17 protein-coding genes and 2 pseudogenes are annotated in these 15,249 nt (G+C 36.9%); 10 read left to right on the top strand and 9 right to left on the bottom strand.

The genetic code is table 11. The features are described from left to right. Positions 1-236 precede the first annotated feature (236 nt). The 4 genes from MKP09_RS07295 to MKP09_RS07310 all read left to right on the top strand — a co-directional run bounded on the left by MKP09_RS07295 (position 237) and on the right by MKP09_RS07310 (position 3,714). Complete coding sequence (locus MKP09_RS07295; protein WP_317235271.1) at positions 237-1,361, top strand: ATP-binding protein; 1,125 nt, start codon at positions 237-239, stop codon at positions 1,359-1,361. Positions 1,362-1,702: 341 nt separating this feature from the next. Continuing rightward, entirely contained in the window at positions 1,703-2,059 is a 357-nt protein-coding gene (locus MKP09_RS07300; RefSeq protein ID WP_240827093.1) for a hypothetical protein, read from the top strand. After that, positions 2,038-3,009 carry a 30S ribosomal protein S12 methylthiotransferase RimO gene (gene rimO / locus MKP09_RS07305; RefSeq protein WP_240827094.1) on the top strand — a complete coding sequence of 324 codons (972 nt, stop codon included), beginning with the start codon at positions 2,038-2,040 and terminating at the stop codon, positions 3,007-3,009. Before MKP09_RS07300 ends, rimO begins: the two co-directional genes overlap by 22 nt. A gap of 324 nt (positions 3,010-3,333) precedes the next feature. Next, entirely contained in the window at positions 3,334-3,714 is a 381-nt protein-coding gene (locus MKP09_RS07310; RefSeq protein WP_240827095.1) for a septal ring lytic transglycosylase RlpA family protein, read from the top strand. Positions 3,715-3,769: 55 nt separating this feature from the next. On the opposite strand, the gene fbaA is transcribed toward MKP09_RS07310, so the two are convergent. From fbaA to MKP09_RS07330, 4 genes and pseudogenes are all read right to left on the bottom strand, one after another. Then, positions 3,770-4,840 (bottom strand): class II fructose-bisphosphate aldolase, encoded by a 1,071-nt coding sequence (gene fbaA, locus MKP09_RS07315; protein ID WP_240827096.1) that lies wholly within the window; start codon positions 4,838-4,840, stop codon positions 3,770-3,772. A 115-nt stretch (positions 4,841-4,955) separates the two neighbouring features. After that, positions 4,956-5,318, bottom strand: a pseudogene (locus MKP09_RS07320) (DUF4919 domain-containing protein); the annotation flags it as partial. Between the two features lie 298 nt (positions 5,319-5,616). Continuing rightward, entirely contained in the window at positions 5,617-6,102 is a 486-nt protein-coding gene (locus tag MKP09_RS07325; protein ID WP_240827098.1) for a hypothetical protein, read from the bottom strand. Further along, on the bottom strand, positions 6,081-6,644 hold the full coding sequence (locus tag MKP09_RS07330) for a hypothetical protein (RefSeq protein WP_240827099.1): 564 nt from the start codon (positions 6,642-6,644) through the stop codon (positions 6,081-6,083). The genes MKP09_RS07325 and MKP09_RS07330 overlap by 22 nt, the downstream gene beginning before the upstream one ends. Before the next feature lie 262 nt (positions 6,645-6,906). Here MKP09_RS07330 and MKP09_RS25630 point away from each other — a divergent pair, with 262 nt between their 5' ends. Both MKP09_RS25630 and MKP09_RS25635 read left to right on the top strand, forming a co-directional pair. Next, positions 6,907-7,194: a 1-acyl-sn-glycerol-3-phosphate acyltransferase gene (locus MKP09_RS25630; RefSeq protein ID WP_262915149.1), complete on the top strand. Its 288-nt coding sequence runs from the start codon at positions 6,907-6,909 to the stop codon at positions 7,192-7,194. 5 nt (positions 7,195-7,199) lie between these two features. Further along, on the top strand, positions 7,200-7,613 hold the full coding sequence (locus MKP09_RS25635; RefSeq protein WP_317235188.1) for a lysophospholipid acyltransferase family protein: 414 nt from the start codon (positions 7,200-7,202) through the stop codon (positions 7,611-7,613). Between the two features lie 160 nt (positions 7,614-7,773). On the opposite strand, the gene folP is transcribed toward MKP09_RS25635, so the two are convergent. Further along, on the bottom strand, positions 7,774-8,601 hold the full coding sequence (gene folP / locus MKP09_RS07340) for a dihydropteroate synthase (protein ID WP_240827100.1): 828 nt from the start codon (positions 8,599-8,601) through the stop codon (positions 7,774-7,776). Positions 8,602-9,039: 438 nt separating this feature from the next. Between folP and MKP09_RS07345 the strand changes: the two genes are divergently transcribed. The 3 genes and pseudogenes from MKP09_RS07345 to MKP09_RS07360 all read left to right on the top strand — a co-directional run bounded on the left by MKP09_RS07345 (position 9,040) and on the right by MKP09_RS07360 (position 11,812). Further along, entirely contained in the window at positions 9,040-9,471 is a 432-nt protein-coding gene (locus MKP09_RS07345; protein WP_240827101.1) for a DUF1599 domain-containing protein, read from the top strand. 110 nt (positions 9,472-9,581) lie between these two features. Then, a pseudogene (locus tag MKP09_RS07355) lies at positions 9,582-10,687 on the top strand (BT_3928 family protein). Between the two features lie 189 nt (positions 10,688-10,876). Continuing rightward, positions 10,877-11,812, top strand: a complete 936-nt coding sequence (locus MKP09_RS07360) for an ABC transporter permease (protein WP_240827104.1) — start codon at positions 10,877-10,879, stop codon at positions 11,810-11,812. A 106-nt stretch (positions 11,813-11,918) separates the two neighbouring features. Here MKP09_RS07360 and MKP09_RS07365 read toward each other — a convergent pair whose 3' ends face one another. Genes MKP09_RS07365 through MKP09_RS07375 form a run of 3 tightly spaced genes read right to left on the bottom strand, consistent with a single transcriptional unit; the run spans position 11,919 to position 13,316 of the window. Continuing rightward, positions 11,919-12,200 carry a DciA family protein gene (locus MKP09_RS07365; protein ID WP_240827105.1) on the bottom strand — a complete coding sequence of 94 codons (282 nt, stop codon included), beginning with the start codon at positions 12,198-12,200 and terminating at the stop codon, positions 11,919-11,921. Positions 12,201-12,258: 58 nt separating this feature from the next. Further along, positions 12,259-13,086, bottom strand: coding sequence for a DNA replication/repair protein RecF (gene recF / locus MKP09_RS07370; protein ID WP_240827106.1), 828 nt, complete (start codon positions 13,084-13,086; stop codon positions 12,259-12,261). Next, complete coding sequence (locus tag MKP09_RS07375) at positions 13,050-13,316, bottom strand: AAA family ATPase (RefSeq protein ID WP_240827107.1); 267 nt, start codon at positions 13,314-13,316, stop codon at positions 13,050-13,052. The genes recF and MKP09_RS07375 overlap by 37 nt, the downstream gene beginning before the upstream one ends. A gap of 139 nt (positions 13,317-13,455) precedes the next feature. On the opposite strand from MKP09_RS07375, the gene MKP09_RS07380 reads away from it, so the two are divergent. Beyond that, positions 13,456-14,184 carry a 4'-phosphopantetheinyl transferase family protein gene (locus tag MKP09_RS07380; RefSeq protein WP_240827108.1) on the top strand — a complete coding sequence of 243 codons (729 nt, stop codon included), beginning with the start codon at positions 13,456-13,458 and terminating at the stop codon, positions 14,182-14,184. Here the strand turns inward: MKP09_RS07380 and MKP09_RS07385 are convergent, their stop codons facing one another. Next, on the bottom strand, positions 14,185-15,219 hold the full coding sequence (locus MKP09_RS07385; RefSeq protein WP_240827109.1) for a glycosyltransferase family 2 protein: 1,035 nt from the start codon (positions 15,217-15,219) through the stop codon (positions 14,185-14,187). Positions 15,220-15,249 lie beyond the last annotated feature (30 nt).

Genomic DNA, 15,249 nt, shown 5'->3' on the forward strand with positions numbered 1-15,249 from the left:
TTTAATAAAATATCTTTCAAAGCCGGAGCAGTACTTTTCTGTCTCCGGCTTTTGGATTAAATACTGCAATAAAATCGAGACATATTTTGTGTAATTTCAAAATATTTTTTATGTAATTTCAAAATAAAAATTATGTAATTTCAAAACAAATATTGTATTTTTGAGTCATAAGAATGTATAATTTTGATTCAAAGAGATATTATATCGGCTATTAAGGCGTATAAAAAAAGTATCCTATTGTAGCAGTTACAGGCCCCAGGCAGTCGGGCAAAACAACTTTATTAAAAAGCATTTTCAAGGATTACCGATATGTTTCTCTTGAAAATCCGGATATAAGATCGTATGCAGATTCGGATCCGAATAGTTTTTTGAACGAATATGATAATAAAGTAATATTAGATGAAGTGCAGCGTGTGCCAGAGTTGTTTTCTTATTTACAAAGCCGTGTTGATGCCGCTAATAAAATGGGGCAATATATTTTATCAGGATCACAAAATTTTCATTTGGCCCAAAATATTACTCAAAGCCTTTCCGGCAGAGTGGCTTTGTTTAAATTATTACCATTTGATATGGATGAATTGAAAACAGCAGGATGGCTTGAAAGTGAATTTGCCAGCGCTTGTGTAAAAGGATTTTACCCCGCTATTTTTGATCGTGATATCAACTCATCAGTTTTTTATAGCAATTATATTCAAACCTATGTAGAGAAAGACGTAACTGAGCTTTTAAATATTCATGATGTCAAAACATTTAGAACTTTTATTGGGCTTTGTGCACATCAGTGTGGGCAGCTATTAAACTTAAGCGCTTTGGCCAATGATTGTAATATTTCGCAACCTACGGCCAAAAGCTGGTTGTCTATTTTAGAAAGTAGTTATATCGTTTTTTTATTACAACCTTATCATGAAAATTTTAATAAGCGCCTGATAAAAACACCGAAACTTTACTTTTATGATACGGGGTTGTTGTGTCATCTGCTTAAAATAAAAACGGCAAAGGCGATGACGACGAACAGGCTTAAAGGAAATATATTTGAAAACATGGTGGTTGCTGAGTTTTTCAAAAAGAACAATCATCAGTATCTGCATGAAGAATTTTATTTTTGGCAGGATAGTAATGCAAACGAAATTGATCTCCTTTTAGCTACGGAAGATGGATTTGCTGCGATAGAAATAAAAGCCACGCAAACGATTACTCAGGAAACATTTAAGAACCTCGATAAATTTGAGAAAACAGCAAGTCCGAATAATGTTAGTAAAACCTTGGTTTATGGAGGGGCTGAAAATCAAAAACGCAGTAAATACAGGGTTTTGAGCTGGCAAAATATTTCAATAGATACTTCGCAGGGGATAAAATCGTGAATAAATCATTTTGCGCTGAGTGGAATATCGTAAAGCTGGTGTTGGGTCAATGTGTTTAAGAAGCGTAGCTTCGATCTGGTTTTGTAGTCTCGGAATTTATTCCGGAGAGATAGAACATAATGTTTGTTGAGAGCCGTAGGCTCGAAACATTTTTTATAGCCCGAGCCTACGGCTCTTCATTTTTCATAGATAATCTTTTTCTCCGGAATAAATTCCGGAGTTACAATATAAATCAGGCCTTCGACCTTTAAATACACCTCACAATTTTATACCTTGTTGAGTATAAAACTGAGTTTACTTTTCAAAACGTACCTTTGCAGCTTATTTCAAAAAAACTCTCATTGAAAGCGAAAACTCTAAAGAAGGATAAGGTTAACATTATTACACTTGGCTGTAGTAAAAACATGGTGGACAGCGAAGTGCTGAGCGGCCAATTGCGTGCAAACGATATTGACGTTGTTCACGAAAATGCAAAACGCGATCATAATATTGTTGTGGTAAACACCTGTGGATTTATTGATAAGGCCAAAGAAGAAAGTATTAATACCATTCTGGAACAGGTGGAGTTAAAGAGACGTGGCCGTTTGGACAAAGTATATGTAACCGGCTGCTTGAGCGAGCGTTATAAAAATAATTTGGAGGAAGAAATACCGGAGGTAGATGCTTTTTTGGAACAATGGAACTGCCTTCCATTTTAAAGCAGTTTGAAGCGGATTATAAAACGGAATTGATTGGTGAACGATTTTTGGCTACGCCAAAACATTATGCCTATTTAAAAATATCAGAAGGTTGTAATCGTACCTGCACTTTTTGTGCAATTCCATTAATGCGCGGAAAACACGTAAGCAAGCCAATTGACGAACTTGTTTTGGAAGCGGAAAAGTTAGTGCGTATGGGCGTTAAAGAAGTGATGTTGATTGCGCAGGAACTGACTTATTATGGTTTGGATATTTACAAAAAACGTATGCTGCCCGAACTTTTACATCGCCTGGCTGATGTAAAAGGATTGGAATGGATTAGGTTGCATTATGCGTACCCAACTAAATTTCCGTTAGAGATTTTAGATGTAATACGCGAGCGCGATAATATTTGTAATTACCTTGATATTCCTTTGCAGCACGCATCAGACCGGATGTTGAACGCCATGAAGAGGCAAATTACTCAGGCGGATATGGATGAATTGATCGCGACCATTCGCGAGAAAGTGCCGGGCATTTGTTTGCGCACAACTTTAATTGCTGGTTTCCCCGGAGAAACACAGGATGATATTGATGAACTGAAAGCGTTTTTAGATAAACATCGTTTTGACAGGGTAGGAGTTTTCACTTATTCTCATGAAGAAAATACGGGTGCCTATCAATTTGAAGATGATGTTCCGCAAGAAGAAAAAGAACGCCGGGCGCAGGAAATTATGGAGCATCAGCAAGAGATTTCTTACGAATTGAACCAGGAGAAAATAGGAAAAGTTTTTAAAACGCTTATCGATAAAAAAGAAGCCGGACGTTATATTGGGCGAACCGAATTTGACAGCGTGGAAGTAGATAATGAAGTGATAATAACGAGCGAACAAAAACTTAAGATCGGCGAATTTTATAATGTTCGTATTGAAAAGGCTTATGACTATGATTTAGAAGGAGTGATCGTGTAAGGCGAATCTGCTAGTTCTAAAGAGTGTCTTTTACCGCGAATAAATAGGATGAAATATGATAGGAACGATAACGAGTGCGACGCAACGAAGATGCTATATATTTTGAAGCTCGGCTCATAAATAATTGTATTGTTATATCGTCATATTGATTTTCAATAAATTATGAATATTCTGGGTCATATTGTCATTGATTTTAACATTTGCTAAAGAGGTTTCAACCTACCTTTGCAGCCGTATTTTGCATGTAAGTAAAATAACGTTATAAAAGGCGCAATAAAATAAAGTATGATTTTCTGCGTTTATTGTTTAACTAAAATATCTCACATGAAGAAATGGTTAGTTTTATTTTTAGCTTTCCTCTTTATTTATACTGATGGCTTTTCGCAAACAAATTCTTCGCAAAAAGCATCGTATTATCACAGCAAATTTAACGGTCGTAAAACGGCTACGGGTGATATTTACAGGGACTATCTTTTAACAGCGGCTTCTAATATTTATAAATTAGGTACGCGCCTGCTGGTTACCAATAAGAAAACAGGTAAAAGTGTTCAAGTTGTTGTAAATGACAGAATGGCTCCGCATATTAAAGGAAGAGTGGATTTAAGTAAATCCGCATTTACCAAAATAGCAAAAACCAGCAAAGGGCTTGTTCCTGTTGAGGTTAAAGTGTTGGAAGGCAAAGGAGATGACAGCAATTCACTGTAAAATTTCTTAGCAAAAATTATATTAAAAAACCCCGCATTGCGGGGTTTTTTATTTCTTAGGCGTTTTTGCCAATACAGTTCAGATCTTCAAAAGCTGTTTCCAGACGCTTTACAAAAGTCTCTTCTCCTTTGCGTAACCATACGCGAGGATCGTAGTATTTTTTGTTGGGTTTGTCATCTCCTTCAGGATTTCCTAACTGGCCTTGCAAATAAGCTTCGTTCTTTTTATAGTAATCAAATACACCTTCAGCAAATGCCCACTGCATATCTGTGTCAAGGTTCATTTTGATAGCTCCATACCCAAGTGCTTCGCGAATCTGGCTTTGCTCAGAGCCGCTACCACCATGGAATACAAAATAAACAGGCTTATTGCTATCTGTTTTGAATTTTTCAGCAATGTATTTCTGGCTGTTATCCAAAATAACAGGAGTCAATTGAACATTACCTGGTTTGTAAACACCATGTACATTACCAAATGCAGCTGCAACGGTAAACATGTTGCTTACTTCCTTCAGCTTTTCGTAAGCATAAGCTACCTCTTCAGGTTGTGTATATAATTTAGAATTGTCAACATCGGTGTTGTCAACGCCATCTTCTTCACCGCCGGTAACACCCAGTTCAATCTCAATGCTCATACCCAATGGCGCCATGCGTTTGAAAAATTCAACTGAAGTTGCAATGTTTTCTTCAATGGGTTCTTCGCTTAAATCAAGCATGTGTGAGCTAAATAAAGGCTGGCCTTTTTCTTTATAGAATTTTTCTCCTTCATCGATCAGGGCACTAATCCACGGTAACCATTTTTTTGCAGCATGGTCCGTATGCAAAACAACCGGTACGCCGTAATATTTTGCTACTGTGTGTACATGAAGCGCACCGCTTACGGCACCATATATGTTTGCCTCTAAATTTTTATTCGGCATACCTTTTCCTGCAAAAAACTGTGCGCCACCGTTACTAAACTGAATCATCACAGGCGAATTTACTTTCGCAGCTGTTTCCAAAACAGCGTTCACACTATCAGTTCCTACCACGTTTACCGCAGGAAGGGCGAAATTATTGTCTTTAGCATCGTTGTAAAGAGCTTCAAGCTCCTTGCCGTGTAATACGCCGGCTGTGTACTTGCTCATTGTTTGTCCTTAAATTGTTTTTAATAATAGAATAATGCCTTTAGAAAGGCTCGCTAAGATAATAATAATATGTGATAAATACACGATCAGGTTACTGTCTAACGTTAAGATCTCATTAAAAGGGATATAAAACTTCTACAAAAAATTCCTCTCCGGGGAAATGATTTTGCTTTTTGATCTTCCAGACATCTGTAACCGAGTTTGTGTTTGTTCTTGATTTCCTTGTTTTGGGCATAATACCCAGCATGTTTAGTGCGGCATATTCGTCCTCAACACTAGCCACCTTTAAAGTGGCGGAATCAGAAGTGCCGTCTCCATGCATTAAAATTGCCTGTATCAAAAGATCTAATTTCGCCTTTGTAATTCTGGTTTTTTCTGCATCTTGCTTTTGAGTATAGCTTTCTAAGAGTAGGAGCAATATTTTTAAGTTAGCTGGATCATCTTTCAGCAATCGTTCCCCTTCAATTATCAATTTATCATGCTTTTTTGTGCTGCCAGCTTATCAAACTCATTTCTATCAAATATGCCTTTGAAAGCATTGAAACTTTTTGTAAACAATTTGCCATAATATATAATAGCTCCTTCATAAGGATATAGATACTGTGGTGCTTCTTTAAATTTTTTAACCAGATCATCATAGCCCGATCCAGATGTACTATCTGCAATAGCTTTTTTATCGCTAAAGTATCAAGTTCTTTTACTTTTTGAGCCGGCAAATTTAAATTGATGAATAAGATAAGCAGCAAGCTTAGTTTGAGTTGTAACATAATGCGGTTTTATGGATTTAACGGGGGCAAGCTGGTTCGTTTTGCCAGGCTTCTTGTTTTTTCCTGAATCAATTTTAAATTTCCACGTAGCATATATTTAAGATGAAGTTTCAAAATTTGTCCCATTGAATAGCAACGGTTAAATGCTTCGGTTTTAAAGTGTTCATTTAATTGCCTTATTAATAACTGTTGTTTTTCGAGTGGAGCAACCGTATCTCTTGACATAATATTCAGCAATTCCATTAATCTAAACCTGGTAACAGCAACCCGATAAGCCATCGTGGAGCGCTCTTCCGCTTTGTATTGTTCAATCGATTCAGGATTTAACTGGTTGATTACCGTTTTTACGAAAGAATTATTTTCTTTGAAAAATTGAGGCAGGTAAAGATGCTTGCGGCCTTCGTAAGACTGTTGGTCAAAGTCGATGGCGCGAATGCGATATTGAAAGCTTTCTATATCAGGTGTGGCTACTACTACAAAGTTATAAGCCCGCATATGCCAAGCAGGCGTACAAAGCAACGTTCATTAAACTTCACAAATTCTTTTGCCAGCCTGGTTTTATTTGTTTCTTCTTTGTTTAGATAATGTTCAAGGAAAACATCGCCAGCCAGGCCAGGTATATGTTCTTCAACCAATGTACCGCGGTCGGTATAAAATGTAAGCCTGTTGGGTGATAGGAAGTGTTCTAGTTCCAGGCCATAAATTCTCGATGCATCTGTGATCTTGATATAATAATGATCAAAATTGGCATTGAATTTATTTACAATGCGAATACGAAAAGGAAGAGAATTGCCGAAAGAGCAATAATCGATGCGGGCAACATCTAATTGATCAGCAAAGGTCATATCGCCCTCTGTTTTCAGCACTGCGTAAATCTTCACAAGTCCCTCACGCAAATAATCCCACTCTCTTTTATCATAAATAGCTTGTTCCCAATAAGTGCTATTGCCATATTCGTCCTTAATGGGTACCGACCATGTAAAATTAAGCAGTTCACGGTGCGATACGGGCAAACGAACTTCCCGGCCCTGGCGCACCAGGTAGGCTTCTAACTCTGAATTAACAGGGTAAAGGAGTTTTTTTTAGATGGTTTATTATTTAAAATATCCAGTTCGTTCATGTAACCAAGTTATGAAATAACGACATCATTTAGTATAAACTTACTCTAAAAAAAGCATCGCTTAAAATTTTAAAACAGTTGCAATCAGCGATGTATAAAAACCGTAAAATAAATATTGAATAAATTATTGTCATTAAAATAGTAATTAGTTATTTTAAACTATTATTTTGCCAGCATTCATGGGAAGATTGACAGATAGACTGAAAAGTACAAATCTTGTAAGAAAGTTTGTGCACTTTATTGTAGGGTTATGCACTTACCCCGGAATTGCTATTATTAATAAGCTTCGAATACGTGGTACCGAGAATATCAGAAAGCTGCCTAAGTCAAATGTGCTTTTTGTATGCAATCATCAAACCTACTTTTTAGATGTAATTACCCTGTTTCATATTTTTTCAGCAATAAAGTGGGGTAAGAAAGATAAGTTGGGAATACCTTATTATTTTTTAACCCTCATACCCGGGTAAAATATGTGGCTGCCGAGCAAACAATGAAGAGCAGTTGGATGAGCCGCTTATTTTTATTAGCAGGTGGATTAACAGTTCGCCGTACCTGGAACGAGAGCAGTAAAGAACAACGTTCAGGCCTGGATCCCAGCGATACCAGAAAAATTGAACGATCGTTAAAAAATAACTGGATTATTACTTTTCCTCAGGGAACAACTACACCTTATGCCCCGGCTCGCAAAGGAACAGCTTTAATTATCAAACATCATAAGCCAATCGTAATTCCTGTTGTTATAAGTGGTTTTTCTAAAGCCTTTAATAAAACCGGTGTAACGCTTAGAAAGAAAGGAACTTTATTAACAGTTACTTTTAAAGAACCGCTCGATATTGATTTCGATACATCGGCGCAGGAAATTACAGAACAAATAATGTGCTATTGAGCAGAGTAAAAACTTTATGCCAGAGGTTTTAAAGCATTAATAAATGACAGTTGGGAGATGACGGTTGACAGTTTGTAGCTGCAATTATTTATTCGAATTGCAAAGAATAGGACTCAAACGGGATGTTTATTGCTATCATCTGTCAACGATCATCCGCCAACTAATTTACTGCGTTAACCAGCTTAATGGCTTCCATTGCCTCTTTTACATCATGAACCCTTAAAATAGATGCACCATTTTGCAGGCCAATCGTATTTAAAACTGTTGTGCCATTTAAAGCATTTTTAGCATCAGTTCCCAGTGTTTTATAAATCGTCCCTTTTCTGCTAACACCCAGCAAAATAGGGTGCTCAAGTATTTTAAAAGCATTCAGATTTTTAAGTAAAGTAAAGTTTTGTGCATGTGTTTTTCCAAAACCAAACCCGGGATCGATTATGATATCTTTTATTCCTTTGCTATGAAGGATGCTGATTTTTTTTATAAAAAAATCCAACACTTCTTTTGTTACATTTTCATAAGCGGGATTTTGTTGCATGTTTTGTGGCGTTCCTTGCATGTGCATTAATACGTAAGGCACATTTAACGATGCTACTGTATCCAAAAAAGAGTCGTCCATTTCGCCAGCGCTTATATCGTTAATGATGGATGCGCCTGCAGCTACTCCTTCGCGGGCAACATTGCTATAATAAGTATCAAGAGATATTAATGCTTCGGGGAAATTTTTGCAGATTATCTCAATCGCAGGTATAACGCGCGATAGTTCTGTTTCCTCATTTATAAGTTCACTTCCGGGTCTTGTGCTTTGGCCGCCAATATCCAGGATTGTTGCTCCTTCTATAAGCATAGTGCGTTCGGCTGCTTTTAACAGCATATCATTGCTTTCATAACGGCTTGCTGCATAAAAAGAATCGGCATTGATGTTTAAAATACCCATCACAATGGGTTGATCAATTGTTAGTAAACGTCCTTTGCAATTAAGTGTAAACATCAAATATTTGTTTGTTATTTTTGAAGGATGAAGATAGGGGAATTAGCCAATTAGCTGATGTGATAAGGTGATAATGTCTGAACCTGGATCTATTGAAATTTGAGGATTAGGGAGAAAATAGATATAATAGATATAATAGATATAATCCTGTTAATCTAATAATCATATAAATTATGGTTCAGACAATTGCGAAGAATATGCAGGATGATATATGCACAACAGCACAAGCGATCCGCCAGTTGGCGGAAAGACTGATGAGTAATGTTCATTTGGTGAAAAACAAAAAATCATTAAAATCAAATAAATCGTATAAATCCAGGTTCAGACAATGAAGACAAATGAACAATATGATGCAGTAATTGATAACTGCAAAACGCTTTTTTTAAGAAGAATAAAGATTATGGTACGGCGTGGCGTGTGCTTCGCACGATTTCGATTGTGGATCAGATTTATATAAAAGCGCAGCGAATAAGAACCATACAGGAGAAGCAGCAACAAATGATAGAAGATGATATTGTTGGAGAATTTAAAGGAATGATCAATTATGCTGTGATCGGGTTAATTCAACTAGAATTGCCGCCTGATGCATCCTGGGATGTGCCGGAGGAAGAGGTTAAAGCGTTTTATGAAAAGCATATTGCGGAAACCAAACAATTAATGCAAAATAAAAACCATGATTATGGTGAAGCCTGGCGTAGCATGAGTCAGGAAGGACTTACTGATTTGATATTGATGAAACTTTTTCGCATTCGCCAGATATTGCACAATGATGGAAAAACAATTGTAAGTGAAGGCATAGATGCAAATTATCATGATATAATTAACTATTCTGTTTTTGCGCTGATTTTAGATAGCGAAGCAGGTAAATAAAAAACGGATGAAACGAAGCATGGTAGGTTTTTCTCAAGCAGAAGAATGTATAGGCGTAGTTCCATCCGACAAAAAAATCGCAGCAAAGCTGCAAACAAAAAAATGTACGGATGAAAATAATTGTAAATATTGCACGTATTATTGTAGGAGTACTTTTTATTTTTTCCGGATTGGTGAAGGCAAACGATCCGATTGGATTGAGCTACAAAATGCAGGAGTTCTTTTTGGTATGGGGCATGAGCGCGTTAGACGGCATTGCTTTAACGCTTTCTGTACTGATGATTGCGTTTGAAATTATTGCCGGAGCCGCGCTGCTATTGGTTGGCGCATAAAAACAATAGCATGGTTGCTATTATTGCTTATTGTGTTCTTTACGTTCTTAACGGGTTATGCTTACTTATCCGGTAAGTTTAAAAACTGCGGTTGTTTTGGGGATTGTTTACCTATCACCGCTAAAACTTCTTTTATAAAAGATATTGTATTGCTATTACTGATTTTGCTGATCTTCTTTAATACAAAATATATTAAGCCGCTATTTGCAAAAGGTGTTGTTGCTGTTTTATTACTTCTTATTACCATATTCAGTTTTGCTTCGCAATGGTACACATTAAAGTATTTGCCTTTGGCAGATTGCCTTCCGTTTAAAAAAGGGAACAATATTCCACAGCAAATGATGATGCCTGCAAACGCGATACCCGACAGCACTGTAATAACATTTGTATATGAAAAAGACGGTAAAAATGTAGAGTTTACTGCTGAAACTTTTCCGACTGATTTTAACGACAGCACTTACAAATTTGTTAGCAGATATGATAAAGTGATACGACCAGGTATAAATAACGAGCCGCCTATAAAAGCTTTCGGCCTAACTGATATGGAGGGTAATGATTTGACACAAGAAATTCTAAGCAAAGATGAAGTGCTTTTATTGTTTGCAGAAAACGCTAATACGCCTATTACAAAATGGCAGGAAGAGTTTTCTGAAATTGTTGAGAAGGCCCGGAAAAAGAATGTGCCGGTTTATATTGTTACAAGTGCTGCCACAGCTTTGAAACAAGCAATAGGCACAACATCATTTAAGAATATCGAATTGCTAAATGGTGACAATACGATGATCAGGATGGCAGCACGTACAAATCCGACATTGTATATTTTACGGAAAGGAACGATCGCTGGCAAGTGGAGTTATAAGAATTTTGATGAAATCGATATATAGGTTACCGGTAGCAATTAAAATTGTAAATGCTAAGTTTATTTCTATACTGGAAACTTGAAACCCGAAATTGGAAACCTGAATGTTTCACTACATCATAAATAAAATTTTCTACAGTATACTTGTTTTAGCAGGTGTTGTTGTGTTAGTATTTTTTTATTTCAAGGCTTTGGGGATCCTTCAAGGCTTGTAATGGGACAAACCGGCGACGCTAAAACCCAGGAAAATATACGTAAAGAGCTATATCTGGATCAACCCAAGTGGAAACAGTTTGTATTATATGTAAATGATGTTTCGCCGATTGCTATTCATTCCAAAGAAGATATTGCGGATAAACAATTGAAAGGAATATTTATTGGAGGTGATACAAAGTTTTCCATTAAGGTTCCTTATCTGAGAAAATCATATCAAAGCAAAAGAGAAGTAGGGAGCATTTTGATGCAAGCCTTACCCGGTACTATCATGTTGACAATAGCCGCTATGCTTATAGCCGTATTTGTTGGCATTCCGCTGGGTGTTATTGCAGCTGTAAAACAAAATACCTGGTTAGATACGAGTGCCATTTTTTCTAGTATTGTGGGGATCTCTGCACCGTCTTTTTTTATGGGTATTATCATCGCTTATTTGTTCGGTTTTGTATTAACTGATTACACAGGGTTACAGATAAGCGGTAACTGGTTTGATATTGATGAAGTAACGGGAAAGCGGATCTTTAGTTTTAAGAATTTGATATTGCCTGCCATCACTTTAGGAATAAGGCCGTTAGCAATTATCACACAACTTACGCGAAGTGCCATGTTGGACGTACTGGATCAGGATTATATACGCACCGCTTATGCAAAAGGATTAAGTAAAAATAAAGTGATATGGCGCCATGGATTGAAGAATGCGCTGAACCCTGTGATCACGGCTATTACAGGATGGTTTGCTGAATTATTAGCAGGCGCTTTTTTTGTCGAGTATATTTTCGGCTGGCAGGGGATAGGAAAAGTAACGGTTGATGCTTTGGAAAAACTAGACTATCCGGTAGTGATGGGCTCTGTGCTCATTTCAGCTACTTTCTTTGTTTTTATGAACATTATGGCTGATGTGTTGTACGGCGTTTTTGATCCGCGGGTTAGGAGGTAGGCAATAGTCAGTGGTCAATAGTCAGTGGTCAATAGTCAAGCAGATAATGATGAATTAGGAAATGAGCATGCTGAACTTTTAATCACTATTCACCATTCACCATTCACTACTTCACAATCACTTCCTTAATCACTTTGCCGCCCAAGGCTTCATTAACCCTTTCAATGATCTTTTCTTTTTGATAAATCAATTCGTGCCTTAAAGGAGCAACCGTGGTATAAACAAACAGTTTGTCGCCAATGATATGAAGTTTGTCAGTATATCGTGCCACCGTCTTACCCATAATTTTTTCCCAGGCAGCATCAATTTCCAACGCCTGAATATCGCCACGGATACGGCTTTTCTTTAAAAATTCTTGTAACGCTTCTCCGATGGAATATTGTGCCATAAAATTATTTGATGTACGAATTTTGTAAATCCTTGTCAACCTGTAAACTTTTCCCGGCTCACAAAGATATCAATTCATAATCAGCTTTTATTTGATTAAGATGTGTTTCAAGCCTTTCTTTGTTGGTATCGGTGATAAAAACCTGGCCATTATTTTCAATACAAACCTTTTGAAGCAGATTGCTGATCCTTTCTTCATCTAATTTTTCGAAAACATCATCTAACAATAAGAGCGGTATCATCTTCTTTTCTGCATTAATAACTTCGAGCTCTGTAAGTTTTAATGCAAAAAGAAGGCTTTTTCTTTGTCCTTGAGATGCTATATTTTTAAATGGTTGATTGTTGAGTTGTAACACAATATCATCGCGATGAATGCCTGTGGTTGTGCGTTGTAGCAGCTTATCCTTTTGTTGGCTGGCTGCCAATAACTCCTCAAAAGGTGTTTCTAGCAAGCGGCTATCATATAAAATGGAAAGGTCTTCTTCTTTTTGAGCAATTTCAGTATAAAGCCTTTTTACTTTAGGTAAGAACGATACTAAAAACTGGCTTCTTTTTTCAGAAATAAAATTGCCCGGCTTTATAAGCTGGCCGGTAAGTATCTCAAGTAATGCTTCATCTATCTTTCCTGAATCAGCGGCTGCCTTTAACAGGGAATTACGTTGTTGTATGATTTTATTGTACAAAATCAGATTTTGCAAATAATCGGTATTTATCTGTGACAATAATGCATCTAAAAAGCTGCGACGTTCTTCGCTGCCGCCGGTAATTAAAATAGCATCATCCGGCGCAATAACCACGCAAGGGTATCGGCCTATATGCTGGGAGAATTTTTCATAAGCATCACCATTTATTAAAAATTCTTTTTGCTGTTTTCGCGCAAAATGCATGTAGCCGTTTCTTCATATTCATTTTTTAAAAATCTGCCCTCAATTCGAAAACCCATTGCGCCCTGCTGCACATTGACTGCATCTGATTTACTGAAATAACTTTTCGTAAAACACAGGTAATGCACCGCATCCAGAATGTTAGTTTTACCCACACCATTGTTACCGCAAATGCCGATAACATTTTTGTTAAACTCAAAAATTTTATTAGTATAATTTTTAAATTGTAACAACGATATATGTTTCAAGTTAAGCATCTAAGCAAAAATAGGCCCTACAGGATTAGCACAGAAGTTTTGTTCAGGTTTATAATACCATCGCTTTAACTACTGCTTGGTTTAATGTAAATTGCCTCGGGTAAAATATATAATCTTGATAAGTAGCGGAACAGACATACCCTGGAAGGGACGATTAGACGCACTGAAAAGCGAAGTGCATCTGTATAGTTGCAACATTGTCGACTTGGATGTTACAAGCTATTGCCAATGGGCTACAGATGAGGAACGGTTAAAGGCGAATCGGTTTAGAAAAGAGGAAGATGCGCTACGGTTTTTAATGGGTAGAGCAATTGCCAAATTTGTGCTGGCTAAGTATCTTGATTTAAGTATTTCAAATATTTCTATATTGCCTGGAGATAATAAAAAACCTATTGCTTCTTGTACTGAAAAAAACATTGACTTTCCTCATTTCAATATCAGTCATTCAGGAAATAGGGTAGTGGTGGCATTTGCCAATGAGCCTATTGGAGTAGACATTGAAGAAGTTAAAGACATTGGTGTTGCCGATTTAGCTGAAACAGTTTTTTCTGACAATGAGTTAAATCTTTTTAAAGAATCAAAGCATTCGCTTTTTACTTTTTATAAATTATGGACAGGAAAAGAAGCCTTGTTAAAAGCGTTAGGATTGGGGCTGGTAGATGATTTGAAAGAAATAGATATAAGCAAAGGTGTTGATGTAGCTTTCGTTAGTAAGCATTCTCCATTAAAGCTAAAACTGGAAAGCTTTGAAATTGAAAAAGATTATTTATGTAGTGTTTGCTATACCGAGGAAAAGCAAGCTGTATTGTTTGAACTGCCTGCGGAAGCTGTAAATGGTTTGTGACTACTTTCTTTTTGATTTTTCCCAGGCAGCGCTTTGCGCTTTTTTAAAATACCTGGATATACCTGCAATTACTGCGTAATTCATCATGCAGAAATAATAAGGGATGAAAAAAGCTTTGATTTTAACATTGCGTTGTTCAAAAAAATACCCCATAATGCTCAGCCCATAAAACAGGATTTGTGCTACCAGTAAAAGCTTATATATAGGAGCATCATAATTTAAAACAATGAATATATTCAGCAGAAAAACTAATATCATTAAGAAAGGAGTAACTGTCCATCGCAGCACGCGATGGCTGATATACTGAAATGTCAAAACCGGGTTGTGAAAAGGATTGGCAGCCTTTTTCAATCTGAATATGGACTGAATGCCGCCTGCGGCAATTCTTATTTTTCGCTTTAACTCTTCTTTTGAGTTGGCGGATGCAGTTTCCATAGCATATGCAGCGGGCTCGTAAGCTATTATATATCCTTTTTCCGCAATGCGCATTGCGATCATGTGATCATCAATGATTGTGTCAGCTTCAACGGGTTGATAAAGACTTTTTCTTATGCTAAATAACTCACCAGCTGCACCTACATTACTGTATAATTCATAATCCCATTTCTTCAAAGCTGATTCATACTTCCAGTAAAATCCTTCACCTGCCGAACTTGCGTCAGCAGTTTCTTCTACCATTATTTTCTTTTCGCCTGCCACAGCGCCAACTTTGGGATTTTGATAATGCTTTACCAGTTCTTTGATCGCTTCTTTATTGAGGAAGGTATTGGCATCGGTAAAAACTATAATATCATTGCTCAATTCGGGCAACACACGTTTAATGGCTGCCATTTTCCCGGAGCGTTCATCTTTATGAAATAGCTTTACTTGTGTGTACTTTTGTATTTTTTGAGGTGTAGTATCGTTCGATCCATCAGTTACAAAAACAATATCGAATCGTTCTGTTGGATAATCCAACTCAAGACAATTTTGTATTTTTTCTTCAATATAATCTTCTTCATTGTATGCTGCTATAAGTAAAGCAACAGTTGGCAAATTGTTCGTGTCTAGTTCTAAGCTTTCACG

This window comes from Paraniabella ginsengisoli (assembly GCF_022513635.1).
Lineage (GTDB): Bacteria > Bacteroidota > Bacteroidia > Chitinophagales > Chitinophagaceae > Niabella > Niabella ginsengisoli.